Source organism: Desulfurococcus amylolyticus Z-533 (assembly GCF_000513855.1).
In the GTDB taxonomy this organism is placed as follows: domain Archaea; phylum Thermoproteota; class Thermoprotei_A; order Sulfolobales; family Desulfurococcaceae; genus Desulfurococcus; species Desulfurococcus amylolyticus.
Genome location: NZ_KI911318.1, coordinates 1,090,985 through 1,110,936 on the forward strand (window position 1 = coordinate 1,090,985; position 19,952 = coordinate 1,110,936).

Here is a 19,952-nt window from a genome sequence, read left to right on the forward strand (position 1 = left end):
AGGCTTTTTAAAAAACTAGGAAAAACTAGGATTTTCCTGTTTTGGTTCTGAACAAGTATATAAGTATTGCTGCAACTACTATGATCACCACTACTAGTGTAACCAGTAGCCCCATGTTTAACAATGGTTGTTGAATAGGTGTTGTCGTAGTAGTTGTGGTGGTGGTTGTTGTAGTCGTAGGAGTCGTTGTGGTAGTGGTCGTAGTTGTTGTCGCTGTAGTAGTCGTTGTAGTTGTGGTAGTCGTGACCGGGGTTGTTGTTATTGTTACAGGTGTTGCCCCATAGCCTTTTAACTGGGCAAGCTTCTTACCGGCTAGGTCAAAGCTTAATAACATACTGTGTTGCTCCTCGGGTGTTGGCGCTAACACGTCTAATATGTATGGAATAACGCCGGCCAATATGGCCACCGAGTAGTTTGATGGCACGCTTACCGACCACTCGCCTCCGCTAGGACTGAAGCTTCTTATCTTATTCGTACCATATCCATCGTGACTAGTCACGGCGACAATGTACACCCACTTCTTAATGTCTTCTACATCATAGAGTAGGGACTTAGAGACCTCTACTATGATACTGTTACCAGCTTGGTCGGCATAGACCTTGAAGCCGCTATCCTGGACAACGGGTTTGTCTTTATCATAGTAGTATATAGCAGATTTCTCCCCCACTGGAATAGGATCACTACCCCAGCCAGGGGCAAGTATTATAGCCATATGCCATTCGTAACCCTCTGCTATATCAGCGTTTAAACCAATGGTAGTACTATTACCCTTAGCCCCCAAGGGGGTGTGTATATATATATGCACCTGTTGCAGGCTCCAGCCGTTAGGCCCACTCCACGGGTTGCCCCCTAGGTCTCTGAAAATGACCTTGAACACTATTTTATCACCTTGATCAATCACGGTAAACCTAGTCATATCGAAGACTCCTGGCTTAAACACGGAGTTACCCGGGTACCCGTATCCCCCTGGTCCGTCATCGTCTCCAGTTGGATCATTCATCTCAAATATTATTGTTCCACTAATTGCTCCGCGCGGTATTTGAAGTTGATATACTAAGCCGAATCTAGATGAATACTCAGTTACATTATCACCGCTGTATAGCACAACCGCTAGGTACGTTGTAGCCCCTTCAGGTAGGTTAAGCTCGGTTGTATCGATAGAGAACTCAGCAGTAGTGGATGAGCCGCCGGCATTTACGCTTACGTTCCCTCTCCAGACCTCATTCCAGTCATTAACACTGGCATTCGATATCGTTACGGTTCTCGCAGCTACATCTACCAATATTTCTTTAACAAGGTATATTCCTAGGTCTACCCTACTATTTCTTGGATAGACCTGGTAACCTGGGTTGAACGGCGAGAGAGATGTCGACGGTGATGAGAAATATATCCCTATCCTTAATCCCCGGGTATCTACAGTGGTGAGGTTGAGCGCAAAGTATAGTTTACCTGGCTCCACCAGTATTAACAAGGAGTCTAATACCTGGCCCACAGGTATTCTAAGACCATTGCCATTAGAGATCTCCTTATACCATTGCTGCTCTATTATTCCATCAATATTTGGAGTATACGTGGAGGGCCTGGGAACATTAGTGTTTAACACGCCTATAGGAGTTCCATCAGGGTAAGCCGTTACATCCAGGTAGTCCGGTGGGGTTAAACCGGCTAGTTGATAAGCCTTCCTTAGATAAGCCTTGAATAATGGATCGAAGGTCTGTGGAGAACCACCACCATCGCCACCGTACCACCACCACCAGTCACTAGCCTCAGCCTTTAAGAGGCTGCGGGCTATCTCCGGGTATTGTACATATATAGACTTAAAGTCTTGGATACCCAGCTTCCTCATTATTTCGCTTCTTGCTTTAACAAGCCACATCCATGCAATGTTCTCCTGTCTATCTCCTATCCAGGTAGCCACTTCCCCACCTGACCATGAGCCTTCAGGTATATGAGCCTGGACTGCTTTCCTCGGCAGCTCACTATATCCATCCCCATAGCTATTTCCCGGTATATTGGAAATATCCTTACCAGCTATGTCGAGGTATACATATGTCTTTAAAGGCAGCGGCTGAGCCACATTAGGGAACAAGTCTATGAATGAGCCCGGTGTAATGGTTTCTAATACTCCCTGTGCCTGTAACTCTGAGAGACGCCTGTATAGTTCGTTAAGAAATAAGTCCCCGAATCTCTCATAGTTTTCCCAGGGGTTTTCACCATCCAATGCAACCACGATTATTCTCGGACCGCTTGCCGAAGCTTTAAGTGATAGTACCCTGTTAATGAAGTCGTTGACAGCATTAGTGTAGCTCTGTGAACTATACTGGAAACTAATCAGGTTGCTTAACTCTGTATCCCTGAAGACCACGTATATTCTGCCCTCCTGGAAATCAATGTACCATGGTATCCCTAGAACGTTTATATCACCAGTGTTGACACCGATTTTCCCTAGTATGGATTCATCTGTTATAGTCCAAGTAACACCAGCTCTCTTAAATGCTTCGAGCACCTCCTCGTTCACAGCCTCCTCAGCTGGCCATACACCCCTCGGTGTTACATTAAAATACTCTTTGAACAACCTCATGCTCTCAGAAATATGTATTTCCAAATCCTCCGAGAACCCTAGATCAGCTATTATGGGTGCAAGGGGATGGCTATATGGTACTGGTACTAGTTCCACCTGTTCTTTTAAGGCTAGCTCTTTATATGCTGGGATAATTTTAGCCATGATATCCCTATGCGTGTTCAGAACAATTCTCAATTCATTTATAGTATAGTTTGGCTGGCTTGAAGTATACGCCCTCTCCATTAATGAATATACCTCGGGATACTCTTCCTGTGATACCTGCGGGTCTATCCATAACAGGTTGAATAATACCGCTAGGTCAACCACGTTCTGGCTACTTAAATTACCACCTGTGAACCTGTCTACTATACAGTTCATCAACTCGCTTTCAGACCGCGTTATCTGGGAGCACTGCGACCACGCTGACTGAGCTAGTGACCGTAGCTCGCTGAATCGTGGTGACTTATCAACTATCCTACCCCAGTTCACATCGAAGAATCCACCCGGAATCTGAAGCATCTTGAATACATCTTCCCTGCTTAGAGTTCCATTGACCACTCTCCAGGATATGATTTCGCGGACATCCATCTTATTGTTTTCAACCATGTCGATTAATTGCTCGAGCAGGGACCCGGAGAAGGTGAAGGAGACCCTTATATCAGGGTACTTTGAGAGTATGTGTGCCATCTTATAGTAGTTTCCAACACTATGCATTCTAACCCATGGTAAGACAAGGTATGATTCATCGACACTATAATACCATGGCTGATGATAATGCCATACAATTGCAACATATATTTTATCGCCGGCACTATTAACTATTGGTACAAGTGGTTGAAGTATTGATGTGATTAATAGTAGTGATATGGTAGCCAGGATTAACTTCCTCAATTTTATCACGCTCCATATAAATACGATTATAAATAACAAATCTATTTTAAATCTAAATTTAAATAATCCATGAAAGAAGAATAAAATATATTATTTCAATGACCCGAGGCAATCCGAGATAAACAACTTATCTCCCACCGGATTCACATAGAGATGATATTGCTTGAAGCACTTCATTAAGTGCTATTGGATTCCACGCTATCCTCTCATCATTTATTATTCTGTTGGCCTACCAGCATATGTCAAGTTAAAAATATGTATTTTTTTAAAACCTTGGGGAATCAATTGAGTATCATTATGGGTGCTTATTGATGTCCATGATTAATGGGTTCAAGGATCTACTAGGTGTCCTAAGAGGAAACGTGCTAGTAATGGCTATCTCATGGTTTCTCTATGGTTTAAGCGGCGCGCTTGTCCAGCCCTTCTTCTCTCTTTACGCTAAGAGTCTTGGAGCAGGGGATTTCGAGATAGCCCTTGTCAAATCCACCGGTATGGTTGCACTGGGTTTATTCACTATCCTGGGAGGGGTGTTAACCGATAGGGTTGGAAGGGTTAGAATTATTCTGGCTGGAACATTGTTTGTCTCGCTTATTCAATTCGCATATGCTTTTGCACAGTCATGGAATCAATTGGCAATTATATGGGTGATAGATGAAGCCATCCATTTCTACCAACCGGCTTTAACGGCTATAGTAATGGATTCCCTTCCATCCAGGAAGGAGTTGAAGGGCTTCATCGCGTTGAACGTCTTCCCCAGTATTCCATGGCTCTTCATGCCTGTACTCGGCGGGAAACTATATGATGTATATGGTGTTCAAGGAATTAGATACGGCTTTATACTATCCGGGACTTTGAGTCTAATAGTCTTGTTCCTCAGAGCTAGGAGTCTCAGGGAAACCATTAATCTGAGGAATAATAGAGGCGACTTCAACATAATTAATGATATAGCCGAGTTATTCAGGTACAGGACGGTTAAATACGTTATCCTAATCTACTTATTCACCGGGTTCATCTCGCCTTTGGCATCCTCTGTTTGGAATACATATGGATCAATATACTCTGTTAGAATACTGGAAGTTACTAATACTGAATGGGGGTTCATCAACACTGTGGGAACAGCATCCTCTATAGCTGCATCAATAATCCTGGCCTCATTACTCAGCGAGAACTATTTAACTGTGATCCTCTTGGCTGGTTCATTGTCAACTATATCATACCTATTATACGCTACACCACTACTCATCAGTACAAATCCATTACTTCCCCTGGTTATAGGCACGATCTTCGGAGCTATTGGGGGAGCGTTAGTGGGACCATTGATCTCCGCTATACTAACCAAGATACTCCCGATGGAGATACGTGGCAGGGCCACAGGTGTTCAAAGATTCCTGGAGAACATGGGTGCAGCGCTTGCAAACTATATTGGTGGACTACTATATGTGGGCCTGGGGCCGCTTAAAAGCATACTAGCTTCATGCATTCTAAGCATGATCGCATTCATGTATATATACCTGTTATTCACGCTGGCTTTAAAGGAATACATACACTCATAATCAGTAAAGAACTCAGTACTCAAGACCATCCTCATTGCTATGCTCAGTCTTCCCGAGTTCATCACTGGAGTTTCTGCTCCTCCACATAGTATGTACATATCTTCTTAAATATGCAGTAATTACACTCCCATGAATAACGTGGGTGAACAATATCGTCCACTACGTTCTTCACAAGATTCTTCAGATCTATTTTCTCACGTTGAATACTATACTCTACTATTTTATCGGGTGTTATATAGACTAGGATGCCTGATTCCGCATTCAGCATGTTTAGATAAATGTTTAACTGCTCCACATGATGCCCTCTTGGAAGATCCTTCGAAGACCTGGAACTTTTTATCTCAACAACTACTCTAGTATTTGGGTTATAGGCATCGAGCCTCCCTTTAATAATATACCTTTTACTCCCTATCTCTACATATGTCTCTATGCTTTTCTCAACCTCATATCCCTCACTCATAAGTACTTCCTCTAATCCCTTATGTAGAAGGATCCCGAGCACAGAGGATGGCTCGAAGCTGATCGTGAGCTCCGGATATTTTCTTCTTAAGTGATACTTATGGCTGCAAGCAACTAGGTCTGTTACATATATTATATCAGTATTCCTCAGTTCGCTCATCTTCTCGACTTGTTCTCCCACTACACGCCTGTAAAGAGCTTCTGTAATAACCGTGGCCGCTTTATACATCTCCAACCCCTCCACCATAGTGTTTTCAGAATTCCCCCTCAATTTTATATTAATATTTCTACGAACACCAGTATTGTTGAGTATCTCTGTTAAGGCTGATTACTGGACGTTATTCTTCTATGCATCTACCTGTTTTCAGGCATATCTCGAGATATGTCTCCTGAATAGGTTTAGCCATGCTGGATAAATCCCTTACAATGATATCGAGCAGATGAATGGCATGGGGCTCCTTTGCTTCAACCTCGAGGAAATACCCGACCCCTTTAAGCTCATCTATTGAGGCCTCCAGGCCATTGCCCCTGTATATATCCCTGTTTTTCACGAATGATATTAGCTGTGATACCCCTATTTTATCCAGTATCTCGATAATAGAGGAGGCATTATCCGGTGTTAAATAGGCCTCGATCTCTCTCCTAGTCTTAATCACGCCCTCCCTATTCTCCCTTGGCCCCTTATATGTTAAGACTATATGTCTTCCACTATTCACGCAGACCCGATGGCGTAGCCTAACGGCCTCATCGCTTAGAGCGAGATCCCTGCATGGATGCTTGAAATAAATGTCTTTCTCACGGCACTCATCCACCTTTCTGAAGCCATGGGTAGCCAGATATTTCTCAATAACCTCTATGTCCACTAATACTTGTAGCTTGACCTCGGACTCCACTGTTGCGTTCTTTCTACCAGTGTCCATGGTTTAACCCTTTCTACACGATGTATTTCTCAACCCGGCTAATTATTTTATTCGCCCTTGCAAGGTTGATCCTGGCAATCCCGCCCTGAAGACTCCTTCCCGACGTATAAGTAACCCTCGCCCCAGCGAGCCCATGTATAAACGCTACCAATCCTTTATCAAGCCCCCTTGAATAACCCCCCTCCAAGACTATTATAACCGGTGTACCGAGGCTCTGGATCATATGGCCGATCCTGTAATAACTATACTCGGTTAACACTAGATCAGTTAAACCATCCCCGATAAAGCCGTCGAAGCCAGCTGATACTACAAGTGCTTCAGGATTATATTTCTCAATAATCCTCCCCACCATGCCTAGTACCTGGACAAAGGAGTCATCGCCCGTACCGGGTTCTAGGGGAATACCTATTTTATACCCGTATCCATCACCAGCCCCTATCTTGCTGGGATTCCAGGGGAAAACCGGTAGGGAACGGGTATCCTGGTGTAGATCAACTTGGAGTATTCTACTTGTATAGAGCAGCTCCATGGATCCATTACCATAATGGGCATCAAAGTCGAGAACCCCTATATTCTTGAATCCCCCATCAATAAGACCATGTACAGCAGCCACAGCATTATTAAATATGCAGAAACCCTGCGTATAAGCCCTCCTGGTTTTCCCACGGTATCCAGCATGATGACCAGGAGGCCTAGCTATGTAGAAAACGATATCCCTACCCAAGTTTAGAGCCGTTAGGTATGATGTGTAAAGCGTTTCCAGTGCTAGAGTCAAAGTGTCACTAGATAGATATGTATCCTGGTCTATGTTTAATGGCGCCTTCTTCGATAACATCAGTATTTTATCGATGTATCCTCTGCTATGTATTCTTCTAGCAATGCTTAATGCCTCACCGATATCCATCCAGCCGGCATCATGTAATTCATATCTGATGCCATGCCTCTTGAGCGCTGAGATTACCCTCACTATTCTCTCAGGATTTTCAGGGTGATGCTCCCTCGATACATGCATATGCATAGAGTTTTCCGAGACGAGTATTTTGATCATGGCATGTTCCTGCAGGTTATGTGGAGTAGTATACGGCTTGATACAGTATTTTAATCAGCTCTTGCTTCTCCAGGTCTTTCGGTAATCTCACTATAGCTAGGTTGGGATGCCCGGCTATATCTAATGCTACACCCTCCCCAACAAGATACTTAGCTATCCTGTAGGCCCTACCATGAGACGCCTTTATAACTAGGAGGGTGTACTCTCTATTGGTCCCAGCTAGTAGTAGTACTGGTGCCTTAAGTATTGTCGAAAGCTTTGAAGCAAGCGCGGTAACCCCTCTCTTCTTCCACTCATTCCTCGCGTCAATGAAGCGGAAATCACCTACTTTAATAGCGCCAACGGCTAGTTCCATCGCCTTATCAGCCACCTCCTTATCCCTCTCCTCTATAATTGCCTTGACCTTACCCCACAACGCCTCATCAAGAGGCATTGGTAGGGGAGCTGGTGTGGCAAGCCATTCGACTATCTTAGCCCATAGGGTTTCATCTCTTATAACGGTTAAAGCCTTCGAGAACATCTTGGTTAACTCGAATAACTTCATGTATTGCTCCGGCACCCTCTTCCCCATATCCATGTATTTAACTACCTCGACAAAACTCCTTAATCTCTGGTGGACACTGATGCCTTTCTTCTCGAGTTCCCAGAGGACCAGCCCAGCCGTGGGCATCTTATGATCGATCACCACGATATCGGCTAACGCCTGGAGTTCCCTGGCCTTCTGCAGGCTTGTTATATGGTGATCTATGAATACTATCTGAGAGACTCCGAAGTGATTCTTCATCATCTTCATAGCGTTACCAAGATACTCGCTGTATGGTATGTCCAGGAAGACCGCTAAATCATATCCCCCTTTAAAACTAGCCAGGAAATACTTGGCTTTATCCGGGTCTAAAGGTACCTTGTCGACCACAGCCTTGGATTCAAGGGGGTATTTGCCGATCTTCTCTTGACTATATACGATGAGCGCGGCTGCAACCACACCATCGGCGTCCCAGTCACCCGCCACAAATACTCTCTTAATATTCTCAGACATGGTAAGCACCTCGAATCTGTTGTCATTGCCTTAGATAGTATTTAATGATAATTAAAACTTTAATTACCGGCATTAATACGCCTATATACCTGCATAATTCTCTGAACAACGGTTACAACCGAGAGAATGGTTAAGACCAAGAGGAGCGCTTCAGCTAGCCGAGGAGACACCCTATATGATGCTAGCACCAGGATAACACCGAGGATTCTCTCAGGTCTTTCAATTAATCCTATGCCGGCTAACCCCACACCCAGGCTTTCAGCTCTAGCCCTGATATAGCTTACTAGGAATGAAGCCACTAGGAACACCAGTATGTATAACTGGTTTAATCTCAGGAATCCGAGGGATAATATTAATATAGCATCGTTCACTCTATCCACAGTGGAATCTAGGAATGCTCCAAATCTGCTCGCTTTACCCATGGCTCTTGCAACAGCTCCATCAAGGGCATCTAGAATGCTTGATACTGTAATGAATACCAGGTAAAGGAGGATATCAGTTGAGAAAGCGAAGAAGAAAGCTCCTATTAGCAATATCATCATTGAAGACGCTGTCAGGACATTTGGTGGTACACCTATAACTATGAAGGGTTTCGCTACAGTATTCACAATAGCGGCCAGCTTATCGCGCAACTTATTCAACAACGCATCTTTCACCACATACCTCAATACAAGTATTCTTCATGATTAACGAGTCCTCCTCCAACAAAGGACTCTCACTAATAACCACCGTATCCACCCCTACTTCACACAGAGCTTCACACACGATCCTGAAGTCGGGGCCATATTTCTCTTCACCTAATGCATGGTGCTCCTTTTCCCCACCTCTGTTAAACTCTATCTTCGAGAAATGCGTGTGTAATGGGTTAAGGTATTCTCTTCCAAGCTTCTTCTCTATGACGTCAACTATTTTCACAATATCTTCTTTACTCCTAACGAGTCTACCCATATACCTGGCATATAAGTGTGCAAAGTCTATGACTGGTCTAACCCCTTTGAGAGCACTGGAGATCTCTATTACCTCCCCAAGGTCTCCAACCTGGCTTATCTTACCCGAGGTCTCGGGTCCAAGCCATACATCTTTGAAGCCTTGTTGATCCCTATACTCTACAACCCTTGAGAGATTCCTGATAATCTTTTCAACAGCTCCACGCTTAGATGGAGCGTCCCTGTAGTAGCCTGGGTGAAATACCACAATATATGCACCCATTACTGAAGATATCCTTACAGAGGCCGTCAGCCTCTCGATACTGGAGTTTACTACTTGTTCTCTACCGGCTAGGTTGATATAGTATGGTGCATGCAGACTAAGCTTTACTCCCTGGCCTCTAGAGGCTTCCCCAAGTATTCTCGCCTTTTCATCACTTATATTAATACCTCTAACAGCCTCGTACTCCATAGCGTTTAACCCTATCCTCCTTATAAATGCTGGGGCCTCAGTTATATCCATTGATTTGAGACCTATAGGCTTACCGGCTGGCCCAAACCAGAATTTAGGCATTAAACCACCCTGCTCATTAATTAATCCACTTATACATCACTTATTAACCTAGTGGAAGTGAATACCATGGATAAGCCACTAGTATTAAGGGAAGAATTACTGGTTGAAGGGCTTCGATTCAATGTTGTCAGGAGATACTATAGAAAAACCAGCGGCGACGAGTTCGCAAGGGATATCGTCGTGTTCCCTGAGGCAGCGGCCGTACTACCAATCCTAGGGAGTCATGAGGTAATCTTGCTGAGGCAATTCAGAGCCCCCCTTAATGACATTATAATAGAGGCCCCAGCCGGCGTCATAGATCCTGGTGAGACACCTGAGGAGGCGGCCAGGAGAGAGCTAGAGGAGGAGGCAGGCTATTATCCAGGGGAATTAGTGAGACTGGGCTCCTATACTCCTTCGCCAGGCTACAGCAGCGAAGTAATACACTTATATTATGCAGCCAACCTAGAGTACCGGGGCGCTAGACCCGAGAAGTACGAGGTCCTTGAGCCATTCAAGATACCGTTATCAGAGGCTGTTAAAATGGTTTACTCTGGTGTCATAAACGATATGAAAACCGCTCTCCTAATCCTCCTGTACTGCTCGAGGGGTGGATGTGCTTGAGCACCGATTTAGATACGCTCAGGAGAATCCTATCCATGAGACTGGTATTCGAGGGAGGGAGCGGCTGGGTTTCCCGGGAATTAATAGATGTACTCGAAGACTACTTAATGGAGAGGCTACCGGTGATGATAAACGACCTCGTCGAGCCTCTAGGGCTTGAAGCATCCATACTCAGCGATAGTGGTTGTAACATCTTTCCGGAGGAGGAGGCATGCAACCAGCTCGTTATCGCTGAGCTCTACGCTAGTGAAGCAGATAAGCCATTGGTTTACGTGTTATACAGGCTTATAAAAGGAGAGAATACATTTGAGTTTTACCTGTATAAAATAGTGGAGAAACCGGATTAGCCAGTAGACATGGTGCTTAAGCCATGTCAAGCCTCCAGAGAGTGCGTCCCACCAAGATCGAGTTGATAAGGCTTAAGAGAAGGCTCGAGATAAGCGTGAAGGTTGAGAGGATACTGCGTGAGAGACTCATCATTTTAACTAATGAGTTCCTAGCCCTCCTTAAAGAGGGAGTGTCCAAGAGGCAGAGCGTGAGCACCCTACTTATTAACTTGAACTCTAGGGCTGTCATGCTTTCAGGGGTCTACGGCGAGAACATATATAGCCTGCTGGAGAAAACAGTGCCGAAAAATAACTGTGTAGTAGGCACTGAAAACATCATGGGGGTTAAAACCAAGACAGCCATACTAGTGAAGAATACTGAGAAGAAGACCGTAAAGACTCCCTTCGACGACTTCATAGAGGAGTCAACCAGATTCATAGAGGAAGTCCTAGACCTCGCGAAAACAGAGTATGCTTTAAGGGCTCTCGGTAAGGAGATACGGGCAACCAAGCGAAGGGTAAACGCATTAGATTACATCTTAATACCCAGGCTCAAGTCCACTATAAAGATACTCCAGTTAAAGTTCGATGAAAGGGAGAGGGAAGAAAAGGCAAGATTGAAGAGGGTTAAAGCTAGCCTTGAGAGGAGGGAGAAATGAGCAATAACTATATTGAGAGATTTCTGAGTGAAGAGTTGAGGCTGGTTAATAAGCATGCCCCATATGAGAGAAAGAATTTATGCGAGCTCCTCAAGATGGAGATACCATACATAGTTCTTAGGGATGGAAGCCAACATGTATTGGATCCCCGTGAATTAAGAAGGCTACGCGATATCCTAGCTGATGACGCATGCAGTCTTCAACTACCTATAGTAATAGAGTATATACCCGGAGAAAGGGAAGGTATATATGTCGTAAGGGATGAAATAGGGGCTAAAGCAATTGCTTCAGTAATGAATATAGGGAATCCTACTACTCCACTATTCCTCAGCCGCGCGCATATTTTAGAGCTAAGACGGATATTAAGAACCACTACAACAATACTCTTAAACCCCGGCACATCAATTAACCTTGTTTAGGGTGTTCAAGGATGTCATCTATTAAGGATGTCGATGAGTCAATAGATGCGATCATTAAGGAGGCTGAGAAAAAGAAGTTAATGATACTGAAGGAGGCTGAGAAAAAAGCAGAGGAGATACTGAAGCGTCCAATACCAGTTGAGGAATATAGGAGAGAGGCCGAAGCCCTAATAGCTAGTGCCAGAGTAAAGCATGACGAAATAATTGAGAAAGCCAAGAAAGACGCCGAAAACCTAAGAAATATCCCACAGGAGAGAGTAAGAAAAGTAGTTGAATACGTGGTTAAAACCGTGGTGGGGCTATAGATGGGGCTCTTATTAAGCAAACCCAGTGAAATGGTAAAAATAAATGCGGCCTTCCTCCAAGCTGATAAAGAGAAGGCGCTACGTTTACTACAGGAGGCCGGGGTTATCGATATAGAACCAGTTGAAGCAGAGAAGATAGTGAGAGAATATGAAAGACTACAGTCTCTTAGAGAACGTATTAACTCACTGATCCAGAAAGCTAAGGGCCTAGCTATAAATGTATCTATAACAGGCCTGGAGCTATCATCGATCGAGATAAGCCGGATAGAGAAGGATGTAGCTAGCCTGCAAGACGAAGTAGCATTACTAGAGAGTAAATTGAAACATGTGAGGGAGACACTTGACTCCCTTAAAATGCTTCAGACAGCCATAAACCCTCTACCAGACACCATGGAGACCACTGAGATATATTATGAGGGTAGGCATCTCTCATCAATCCTTTTAACAGGTAAGCGGGAAACAATCAATGAACTAGTAGAAAAACCCGGCTTGATTAAAGCTGCACACTCGTTTAAGATCGATGAGGAACAAGTATCCATTATAGTATATGTTTCGTCACAGGATTTAAACCAGCTGCTCTCACTAGCATCCTCTATGGGGATATGGTATCCCGGTAGACAACTACTAGAGTTCATACAGCCACATAAATCAATCGGCTTACTTAAAGAGTATCTTGGAAAGAAGATAACCGAGCTAAGCGAGGAGGATGAAAGCCTAGAAGGGAAAATCGTTGAAAAGATCAAGTCTCATGGAGAAATCCTGGGTAAGTATCTCTTAATCGTGGAGAACTATATTGAATATTATAAAGTAAGCGGGATAACGACTGATCTGAAGCACTTATCAGCTGTAACAGGCTGGCTCCCCCGTGATGCTGTTAGAATACTAGAGGATCTTATAAGGAAGATAAATATTCCCATCCTCATAGAGTATAGGGATCCTGTGAGAGGCGTTGATAACCCACCCACAAAGTTTAATAACAAGGGAGTGATAAGATACTTCCAACTCGTAACAAGGCTTTACGGAGTCCCCAGTTACTGGGAGCATGATCCCACGCCATTGATCATGTATTCCTTCGCATTCTTCTTCGGGATAATGAATGCTGATGCAGGATACGCCTTAGCCGGTTTCATATCTATTTTATTAATCATGGATAAACTAGTTGAGAACCCGTATAGTAATGCTTATAAAGAGTTCAAGGGCCTCCTCATAGTTTCCAATATCATCTCACTAGTACTTGGATTACTCAGTGGTTCATTCTTCGGTGATCTATCGTCCTCCATATTAAATATAAATATACCGGCAATCCTAACGGTGTTTAGTCAACCAGTGGAGTTCATAAAGCTGGCCTTGTTAATAGGGCTGATACATATTAACATAGCACATGTTCTGGCCACCATGAAGTTCATTAGGGAGAGGAGGAGAGGAGATCTCCTCAACGAGGTTGGATTATTTATCTCAGAGCTATTCGGAATCCCCTACGTGCTCAAGGTGTTCTTCAGGTATGAGGTACCATTTTTAACGTTAATACCGGAGAAAATACTATTATATCTAACATTGCTAGGCGTCGTGATAGTTATCGTAGGCAACTACTTATCGATGAGGGGACTTGGATTCCTAATGTGGATATTCCAGCTCACAGGCATCCTCGGCGATGTCATGAGCTATGTTAGACTAGCCGGTGTTAGCCTTGCAAGCTTCTATATGGCTAGCTCATTCAATATAATGGTTAAACTAGTTATCAATGGATTGACAACGATTATACCTGGTGTAGCCGGGGCTATGGTAGCATACATTGTATCGGCACCACTGCTATTACTGATACACCTGTTGGTGATGGTTCTCTCACAGATGGGTGCATTCGTGCACTCGCTGAGGCTATGTATGCTCGAGTTCCTTATGAAATTCTACGATGGCTCGGGACGCGAGTACAATCCATTCTCTATAGTTGCGTTTAAACGTATCGTGGTTTCTTAGAAAAGATAAAAGATTATTGAATTTGTTTTTAATCCCCAGATTGGATCTATATAAGAACCAGTTTGCGTATAAGGGTGGTTAAATGGATCCATTAGCCATGGGGCTTATGTATTTAGCAGCAGCATTACCATTAGCTGGCGGTATCACTGGTTCAACAACAGGTATGAGGCATGCGGCCAGTATAGGTGCATCGGTTCTAGCAGAGGACCCAACTCAGTTCAGGAATGTATTAATCTTGGCTGCACTACCAATGACTCAGACCTTCTATGGTTTAATACAAATGATCTATATAATGCTGATGTATATACCTAACCTACCATTGGACAGCATTAACATGACGAAAGCACTCGCATTAATTGGCATCGGGCTAGCTGGTTTCCTAGCTGAATACCTATCTGCCTGGGCACAGGGAATAATATGCGCCAACGGTATTGCTGAGTTACCTAGAACAAAGGGCAGCAACCTCATGAACTCGATCGTGCTTGCAGCATATGTAGAGCTATGGGGTATATTAGGCATAGTATTCACGATTCTCGGTCTATCCTTACTTGGGTGACAATAATTGGTGGCACTGGAAAGCGAGGCGATAAAAGCCAGGTTACTCGAGGAGGCAAGGGCTAGGGCAGAGGAGATAGTGAAGGAGGCTGAGAAAGAAGCAGAGAGGAAGATAAGGGAGGCTGAAGCCTTATGGAGAGAGAAAGCTGAGAAAGAAAGAATAAGGATTATTAGTGAGGCAGAGAAGGAGGCAAACAACATTGTTTCAGATGCTGTAAGAGAGGCGAGATTCATTATATCGATGGAAGTAGATAATATTATTTCAGACATATTGAATCAAGCATACAGTGTTATAAGAAGCCGCGGATTCGATGTCAAAGCCTCCCTCAAAAACCTGATCACCGAATCTATGAAAGTCATTGACTCACCTAGAAGACTTATTGTTAGTAGAAGAGACCTGGAGACAGCTAGGGAGGTAGTTACTGAGCTGGGATTAACAGGGGTCTCAATAGAGGCAGACAATATAGAGGGTGGAATAATAGTTGAGTCTGCCAGCGGTATAATAGTGGATAACACGTATGAATCCCGGTTCAAGGAGTTCCAGAACAAGTATCTAAATGAGGTCAGGAGAATACTGTGGGGCTGATGCATCCCCATGCTAATCGAATCCTCCAAGCTGTTTTTTACTAGAAGCGACTACATTAATATATTGTCATCACAGAATCTAGAGACAGCGATTGGTTATCTCAGTGAGAAATTCCTAGCTAGTGAAATAGGTAAATTAGCGGGGATTCACAGGATATCCCTCATAGATGTATATAATGCATTAGATAAAGGCTATAGAGGCATATTGCAATCATTATTCAGTCAAGCCAAGAATGAGGAGAGATCTATTACTGATAAAATACTTTGGCTACTTAGCTCACTAGATCTTTACTTATCCCTAAACGCACTCACCGCTGGAGTTAAGCCTCCACTAATGGCTTCACCCCTACCGCTCTTAATACCGGAAATCCCTGATCCCATGAATATCTATATACTGAAAGAGATTCTACCAGTAGAGCTACATGGACTGGTTAAAGAATACATAAATAAGAGAAGTATTCAGTTACAACAGATAATTAGAGCTTTAGACAGTCTAGCCATGAAGGTTGATAAACTAAAGTATTACGAGTTAAGCGTTCTAGTCAACCTACTACATGATATACAGCTGCTTAAAGCCTGTATATTATATCCAGAAGTAAGGCAGCTCCAGCCCAGGGTCTTCTCGCTTAATCCGGCTGATTTTTACGAGAACTGTGGAAAAAGTATCAGGGAGGTAAGCGCCATGCTCTCCAAGGATAGGCCGTTCGCGGTGGTTTTCTCAGAAGCCATAAACGATTCATTAAAGTTCTCAAGTGGCATCGAGGCCTTAGACCTAGGTGTCTATACGGGTCTATACTATCTTGCATCCCTCATACTTCAGAAAACAGTCATTGAAAAAACCTGTAGGCTCATGCTTAAACTACTTGGCCAATACGTGTTTTTGAAGCTTGTTTTCACAGTGGCCGGCTCCGGCTTATATAGACAAGAGGCCTCGGCATTCATTAGTAAATGGGTGACTTGAATTGTACAGAGGCGAAATACTAGTTATAGGTGATGAGTACTTATCCCTAATAGGTGTTGCTGGGGGTGCTTCCTCAATAGTATATAATGGTAATTGTAGTGAAATAATTGAAAAACTCCGCCCCACTATAGGCAAATACTCAGTCTTAATCACCTATAAACAAGTGCTCAGTGAGTGCCGGGGGCTCCTGGAGTTAGTGGATGAAAACAGGATACTCGTGGTTGAACTCGATAAGCCAGTGGAGCTGGCTGGGATCGATATTAGGCAATACTACGCCGAGATAGCTAAGAAATACCTGGGCATCGAAATACCTATATAATCTTTCCCGACTAATAGAAATACCTGTAAATATGTTTACTCTGGTAAAGGCGAATCGTCATGAGTATGCATAAAGGGATAATACATAGGGTTTCAGGCCCCCTTGTAGTAGCTGAAAACGTGCGAGGTGTAAGCGTCTACGAGGTAATCGAGGTAGGTGAGGAGAGATTAATTGGTGAGGCCATAGGGGTAGAGGGCGATAAGGCGATAATACAGGTATACGAGGATACCACAGGGTTAAAAGTTGGTGACCCCGTATACCCTACCGGGCAACCATTATCAGCTGAGCTAGGGCCAGGCCTGATAAAATCCATATTCGATGGAATCCAGCGCCCTCTACCAGTCATCGAGGCACTTTCAGGCATATTCGTTAGGAAGGGGGTCAGGACGACTCCTTTACCACGTGATAAAAAATGGCACTTCATCCCACTTGTCAAACCAGGTGATAAAGTTGTCGAGGGTGACTTCATAGGTTACGTTAATGAAACAGAGGTGGTTAAACACTATATAATGGTTCCACCAGGAATTAACGGGGTTATTGAATGGGTGGCCAGTGAAGGAGATTACAGTATAGTAGAGCCTATTGCCAAGATAAGCGGTAAAGAAGTATCAATGCTCCAGAAATGGCCTGTTAGAAGACCTAGGCCTTACAAGGAGAAATTAGAGCACAGAGAGCCGTTCATTACAGGTATTAGAGTTATAGATTTTCTATTCCCATTAGCTAAAGGCGGTAAAGCCGCTGTGCCGGGAGGCTTTGGCACAGGTAAAACAGTCCTGCTTCACACCGTTACAAAGTGGAGTGAGGCAGATATAACGATTTACATCGGATGCGGCGAGAGAGGAAACGAGATGGCTGACGCATTAAACAGTTTCATCAAGCTAATAGATCCTAAGACCGGTAAACCAATGATGGAGAGAAGCATCTTCATAGCTAACACCAGCAACATGCCTGTCGCAGCCAGGGAGGCAAGTATATTCCTAGGTATTACACTTGGAGAATACTATAGGGATATGGGCTACAACGTCCTCCTCGTTGCCGACTCAACTAGCAGGTGGGCTGAGGCGATGAGAGAGATCAGTGGGCGTTTAGAGGAGCTACCGGGTGAGGAAGGCTTCCCAGCCTATCTGACATCAAGGCTGGCACAGTTCTACGAGAGAAGCGGGTACGTAAAAACCATTGGCTCAGCTGAGAGAACCGGCAGCCTCACCATCATGGGTGCAGTGTCACCGCCTGGAGCAGACTTCAGTGAACCAGTTACACAATCCACTCTAAGGCTTATCAGGGCATTATATGCATTAGACGTTAACCTAGCGTATAGAAGGCACTACCCATCAATAAACTGGCTAACCAGCTTCAGCCTATATATAGATAATGTAACAGAATGGTGGTCTAAAATAAGCCGTGAATACCCGTATCTAAGGGAGAGGTTCATGAAGATCCTGCAGAGAGAGACCGAGCTAGAGGAATTAGTGAGGCTGGTGGGAGCCGACGCGCTACCTGTGGAGGATCGGCTCACCCTTGAAGTAGCTAGGATTATACGAGAGGACTTCCTACAGCAAGATGCGCTTAGCCTCGTCGATGTCTTCTCCCACCCTGTTAAAACAGTTAAGATGGCTACAATAATAGATAAGTTCTACGAGAAAGCTCTCGAAGCAATAAAGCTGGGAGTGCCATTCGAGAAAATACGCGGCATGAAGATAAGGGAGAGAATTGCTAGAATGAAACATATACCTTTTGGAGATAACACCAAGGAATTTGATAGTATACTTATAGAAATGGAGGAAGAATTCAAGAATCTTAGGGAGGAGAGTTAGATATGTCGGTGAAATTAACCACGAGGATCTCAAGTAAACTACTTAAAGCACAGGGAGGACTATTATTGGCTGAGACAATACCTGGTGTAACATATGGTGAAATAGTAGAGGTAACGCTTCCAACAAACGAGGTGAAACTAGGACAGGTAATAGATGTCAGTAAAGGGGTGACAGTAATACAGGTATTTGGTGGAGTAGCCGACGTTGATCTATCTAGGTCAAGAGTAAAGTACCGCGGGGAGACGCTTAAAATACCTGTAAGCATCGACATGCTTGGAAGAATATTTGATGGATTAGGCAGGCCAATAGATGGGGGTCCAAGGATCATCCCGGAGGATTATCTCGACATAAATGGGGCGCCATTGAACCCAGCTTCGAGGTTACCGCCCTCAGAGTTCATTGAAACCGGTATTTCAGCTATTGATGGATTATTCAGTATTGTAAGAGGGCAGAAACTCCCAATATTCAGCGGCTCAGGCCTACCCCATAATAGGATCGCCGCCCAGATAGTTAGACAGGCAAGAGTTCTCGGTAAAGAGGAGAAGTTCGCCATAGTGTTTGCAGCTATAGGAGTACCATATGATGATGCAATGTTCTTCATAGATAACTTCAAGAAGACCGGTGCCCTTGAGAGAACTGTTGCATTAATCAATACAGCTAGTTCACCAGTCATAGAGAGAATTGCAACACCCCGTGTAGCATTAACCATAGCTGAGCACCTAGCGTGGACGCATGACATGCATGTACTTGTAATATTAACAGACATGACCTTCTACTGTGAAGCCCTTAGAGAACTCAGTGCCGCAAGAGAAGAAGTCCCAGGTAGAAGAGGATACCCTGGCTACATGTATACTGATTTGGCAACAATATACGAGCGTGCCGGGCGCGTCCACAGTAAGAAGGGTAGTATAACACAGCTACCAATACTCACCATGCCAGATGATGATATTACACACCCAATACCGGATCTCACAGGGTATATAACAGAGGGTCAGCTAGTTCTCTCGAGACAGCTATGGTTGAAGGGTATATATCCACCATTCGATCCACTAATGAGTCTTTCAAGGTTGATGAAGGATGGAATTGGTGAAGGAAAGACAAGAGAGGACCACAATAATGTATTTATGCAGTTAATAAGCGCCTATGCTGAAGGTATAAGACTGAGGGAGCTCTCCGTAATAGTTGGTACGGAAACACTTACTCAGAGGGATAGGAAGTACCTCGAGTTTGCTGACAGGTTTGAAAGGGAGTTCATTGGACAGGGAGAATATGAGCGGAGGAAGATAGAGGAGACGCTGGATAAGGGATGGGAGCTTCTAGCTATTCTACCCGAAGAAGAATTAAAGATGATTAAAGTAGAATACATAAGGAAATATCATCCCAAATATAAAGGTGGCAACCCATAGTTGGATACGCGTATACAATCCTTCCACCTAATAGAAATAATTTACTATGAACACCG

At 44.0% G+C, this 19,952-nt stretch carries 20 protein-coding genes; 13 read left to right on the forward strand and 7 right to left on the reverse strand.

Translation table 11 applies throughout. The features are described from left to right. Positions 1 to 25: 25 nt before the first annotated feature. On the reverse strand, positions 26 to 3,463 hold the full coding sequence (locus tag SPHMEL_RS05725) for a glucodextranase DOMON-like domain-containing protein (RefSeq protein WP_232216779.1): 3,438 nt from the start codon (positions 3,461 to 3,463) through the stop codon (positions 26 to 28). Positions 3,464 to 3,765: 302 nt separating this feature from the next. Between SPHMEL_RS05725 and SPHMEL_RS05730 the strand changes: the two genes are divergently transcribed. Next, entirely contained in the window at positions 3,766 to 5,007 is a 1,242-nt protein-coding gene (locus SPHMEL_RS05730; RefSeq protein WP_042667705.1) for an MFS transporter, read from the forward strand. Between the two features lie 61 nt (positions 5,008 to 5,068). Here the strand turns inward: SPHMEL_RS05730 and cas4 are convergent, their stop codons facing one another. The 6 genes from cas4 to SPHMEL_RS05760 form a co-directional block, all read right to left on the reverse strand. Further along, positions 5,069 to 5,695 (reverse strand): CRISPR-associated protein Cas4, encoded by a 627-nt coding sequence (gene cas4, locus SPHMEL_RS05735; protein ID WP_042667968.1) that lies wholly within the window; start codon positions 5,693 to 5,695, stop codon positions 5,069 to 5,071. A gap of 109 nt (positions 5,696 to 5,804) precedes the next feature. Beyond that, positions 5,805 to 6,386: a class IV adenylate cyclase gene (gene cyaB / locus SPHMEL_RS05740; protein WP_012608649.1), complete on the reverse strand. Its 582-nt coding sequence runs from the start codon at positions 6,384 to 6,386 to the stop codon at positions 5,805 to 5,807. Positions 6,387 to 6,399: 13 nt separating this feature from the next. Further along, on the reverse strand, positions 6,400 to 7,434 hold the full coding sequence (locus tag SPHMEL_RS05745; RefSeq protein WP_042667706.1) for a histone deacetylase family protein: 1,035 nt from the start codon (positions 7,432 to 7,434) through the stop codon (positions 6,400 to 6,402). A gap of 16 nt (positions 7,435 to 7,450) precedes the next feature. After that, entirely contained in the window at positions 7,451 to 8,470 is a 1,020-nt protein-coding gene (locus tag SPHMEL_RS05750; RefSeq protein WP_012608651.1) for a DHH family phosphoesterase, read from the reverse strand. Between the two features lie 59 nt (positions 8,471 to 8,529). Continuing rightward, positions 8,530 to 9,114: an archaetidylinositol phosphate synthase gene (gene pgsA, locus SPHMEL_RS05755; protein ID WP_232216780.1), complete on the reverse strand. Its 585-nt coding sequence runs from the start codon at positions 9,112 to 9,114 to the stop codon at positions 8,530 to 8,532. Further along, entirely contained in the window at positions 9,104 to 9,970 is an 867-nt protein-coding gene (locus tag SPHMEL_RS05760; protein WP_042667707.1) for a TIM barrel protein, read from the reverse strand. The genes pgsA and SPHMEL_RS05760 overlap by 11 nt, the downstream gene beginning before the upstream one ends. Before the next feature lie 66 nt (positions 9,971 to 10,036). Here SPHMEL_RS05760 and SPHMEL_RS05765 point away from each other — a divergent pair, with 66 nt between their 5' ends. From SPHMEL_RS05765 to SPHMEL_RS05820, 12 genes are all read left to right on the forward strand, one after another. Then, the gene (locus SPHMEL_RS05765) at positions 10,037 to 10,573 is read left to right on the forward strand and encodes an NUDIX hydrolase (RefSeq protein ID WP_042667708.1); all 537 of its coding nucleotides are present in this window, start codon (positions 10,037 to 10,039) and stop codon (positions 10,571 to 10,573) included. Further along, positions 10,564 to 10,920 carry a hypothetical protein gene (locus SPHMEL_RS05770; protein ID WP_232216781.1) on the forward strand — a complete coding sequence of 119 codons (357 nt, stop codon included), beginning with the start codon at positions 10,564 to 10,566 and terminating at the stop codon, positions 10,918 to 10,920. The genes SPHMEL_RS05765 and SPHMEL_RS05770 overlap by 10 nt, the downstream gene beginning before the upstream one ends. A 23-nt stretch (positions 10,921 to 10,943) precedes the next feature. Beyond that, positions 10,944 to 11,558 (forward strand): V-type ATP synthase subunit D, encoded by a 615-nt coding sequence (locus SPHMEL_RS05775; protein ID WP_012608656.1) that lies wholly within the window; start codon positions 10,944 to 10,946, stop codon positions 11,556 to 11,558. After that, entirely contained in the window at positions 11,555 to 11,977 is a 423-nt protein-coding gene (locus SPHMEL_RS05780; protein WP_012608657.1) for a DUF61 family protein, read from the forward strand. Before SPHMEL_RS05775 ends, SPHMEL_RS05780 begins: the two co-directional genes overlap by 4 nt. Positions 11,978 to 11,988: 11 nt before the next feature. Next, positions 11,989 to 12,282, forward strand: coding sequence for a hypothetical protein (locus SPHMEL_RS05785; protein ID WP_042667710.1), 294 nt, complete (start codon positions 11,989 to 11,991; stop codon positions 12,280 to 12,282). Continuing rightward, positions 12,283 to 14,256 (forward strand): V-type ATP synthase subunit I, encoded by a 1,974-nt coding sequence (locus tag SPHMEL_RS05790; RefSeq protein ID WP_042667711.1) that lies wholly within the window; start codon positions 12,283 to 12,285, stop codon positions 14,254 to 14,256. 82 nt (positions 14,257 to 14,338) lie between these two features. Continuing rightward, on the forward strand, positions 14,339 to 14,812 hold the full coding sequence (locus tag SPHMEL_RS05795) for an ATPase (RefSeq protein ID WP_042667712.1): 474 nt from the start codon (positions 14,339 to 14,341) through the stop codon (positions 14,810 to 14,812). Between the two features lie 9 nt (positions 14,813 to 14,821). Then, the gene (locus tag SPHMEL_RS05800; protein WP_232216819.1) at positions 14,822 to 15,397 is read left to right on the forward strand and encodes a V-type ATP synthase subunit E; all 576 of its coding nucleotides are present in this window, start codon (positions 14,822 to 14,824) and stop codon (positions 15,395 to 15,397) included. A 9-nt stretch (positions 15,398 to 15,406) separates the two neighbouring features. Continuing rightward, positions 15,407 to 16,357: a hypothetical protein gene (locus tag SPHMEL_RS05805; protein ID WP_042667714.1), complete on the forward strand. Its 951-nt coding sequence runs from the start codon at positions 15,407 to 15,409 to the stop codon at positions 16,355 to 16,357. Between the two features lies 1 nt (position 16,358). Beyond that, positions 16,359 to 16,676: a hypothetical protein gene (locus SPHMEL_RS05810; protein ID WP_042667715.1), complete on the forward strand. Its 318-nt coding sequence runs from the start codon at positions 16,359 to 16,361 to the stop codon at positions 16,674 to 16,676. A 59-nt stretch (positions 16,677 to 16,735) separates the two neighbouring features. Then, a complete protein-coding gene (locus SPHMEL_RS05815; RefSeq protein WP_042667716.1) occupies positions 16,736 to 18,490 on the forward strand; it encodes a V-type ATP synthase subunit A in 1,755 nt (584 codons plus the stop codon). A gap of 2 nt (positions 18,491 to 18,492) precedes the next feature. After that, complete coding sequence (locus SPHMEL_RS05820; RefSeq protein ID WP_042667717.1) at positions 18,493 to 19,896, forward strand: V-type ATP synthase subunit B; 1,404 nt, start codon at positions 18,493 to 18,495, stop codon at positions 19,894 to 19,896. The last annotated feature ends 56 nt before the right edge of the window (positions 19,897 to 19,952 follow it).

Bases quoted from the DNA above. Each gene is read 5' to 3' on its own strand.
- SPHMEL_RS05745 (WP_042667706.1), bottom strand. From the start codon at position 7,434: ATGATCAAAATACTCGTCTCGGAAAACTCTATGCATATGCATGTATCG.
- SPHMEL_RS05765 (WP_042667708.1), top strand. From the start codon at position 10,037: ATGGATAAGCCACTAGTATTAAGGGAAGAATTACTGGTTGAAGGGCTT.
- cas4 (WP_042667968.1), bottom strand. From the start codon at position 5,695: ATGTATAAAGCGGCCACGGTTATTACAGAAGCTCTTTACAGGCGTGTA.
- cyaB (WP_012608649.1), bottom strand. From the start codon at position 6,386: ATGGACACTGGTAGAAAGAACGCAACAGTGGAGTCCGAGGTCAAGCTA.
- SPHMEL_RS05730 (WP_042667705.1), top strand. From the start codon at position 3,766: ATGTCCATGATTAATGGGTTCAAGGATCTACTAGGTGTCCTAAGAGGA.
- SPHMEL_RS05760 (WP_042667707.1), bottom strand. From the start codon at position 9,970: ATGCCTAAATTCTGGTTTGGGCCAGCCGGTAAGCCTATAGGTCTCAAA.
- SPHMEL_RS05775 (WP_012608656.1), top strand. From the start codon at position 10,944: ATGTCAAGCCTCCAGAGAGTGCGTCCCACCAAGATCGAGTTGATAAGG.
- SPHMEL_RS05770 (WP_232216781.1), top strand. From the start codon at position 10,564: ATGTGCTTGAGCACCGATTTAGATACGCTCAGGAGAATCCTATCCATG.
- SPHMEL_RS05790 (WP_042667711.1), top strand. From the start codon at position 12,283: ATGGGGCTCTTATTAAGCAAACCCAGTGAAATGGTAAAAATAAATGCG.
- SPHMEL_RS05820 (WP_042667717.1), top strand. From the start codon at position 18,493: ATGTCGGTGAAATTAACCACGAGGATCTCAAGTAAACTACTTAAAGCA.
- SPHMEL_RS05750 (WP_012608651.1), bottom strand. From the start codon at position 8,470: ATGTCTGAGAATATTAAGAGAGTATTTGTGGCGGGTGACTGGGACGCC.
- SPHMEL_RS05815 (WP_042667716.1), top strand. From the start codon at position 16,736: ATGAGTATGCATAAAGGGATAATACATAGGGTTTCAGGCCCCCTTGTA.
- SPHMEL_RS05805 (WP_042667714.1), top strand. From the start codon at position 15,407: ATGCTAATCGAATCCTCCAAGCTGTTTTTTACTAGAAGCGACTACATT.
- SPHMEL_RS05785 (WP_042667710.1), top strand. From the start codon at position 11,989: ATGTCATCTATTAAGGATGTCGATGAGTCAATAGATGCGATCATTAAG.
- SPHMEL_RS05795 (WP_042667712.1), top strand. From the start codon at position 14,339: ATGGATCCATTAGCCATGGGGCTTATGTATTTAGCAGCAGCATTACCA.
- SPHMEL_RS05780 (WP_012608657.1), top strand. From the start codon at position 11,555: ATGAGCAATAACTATATTGAGAGATTTCTGAGTGAAGAGTTGAGGCTG.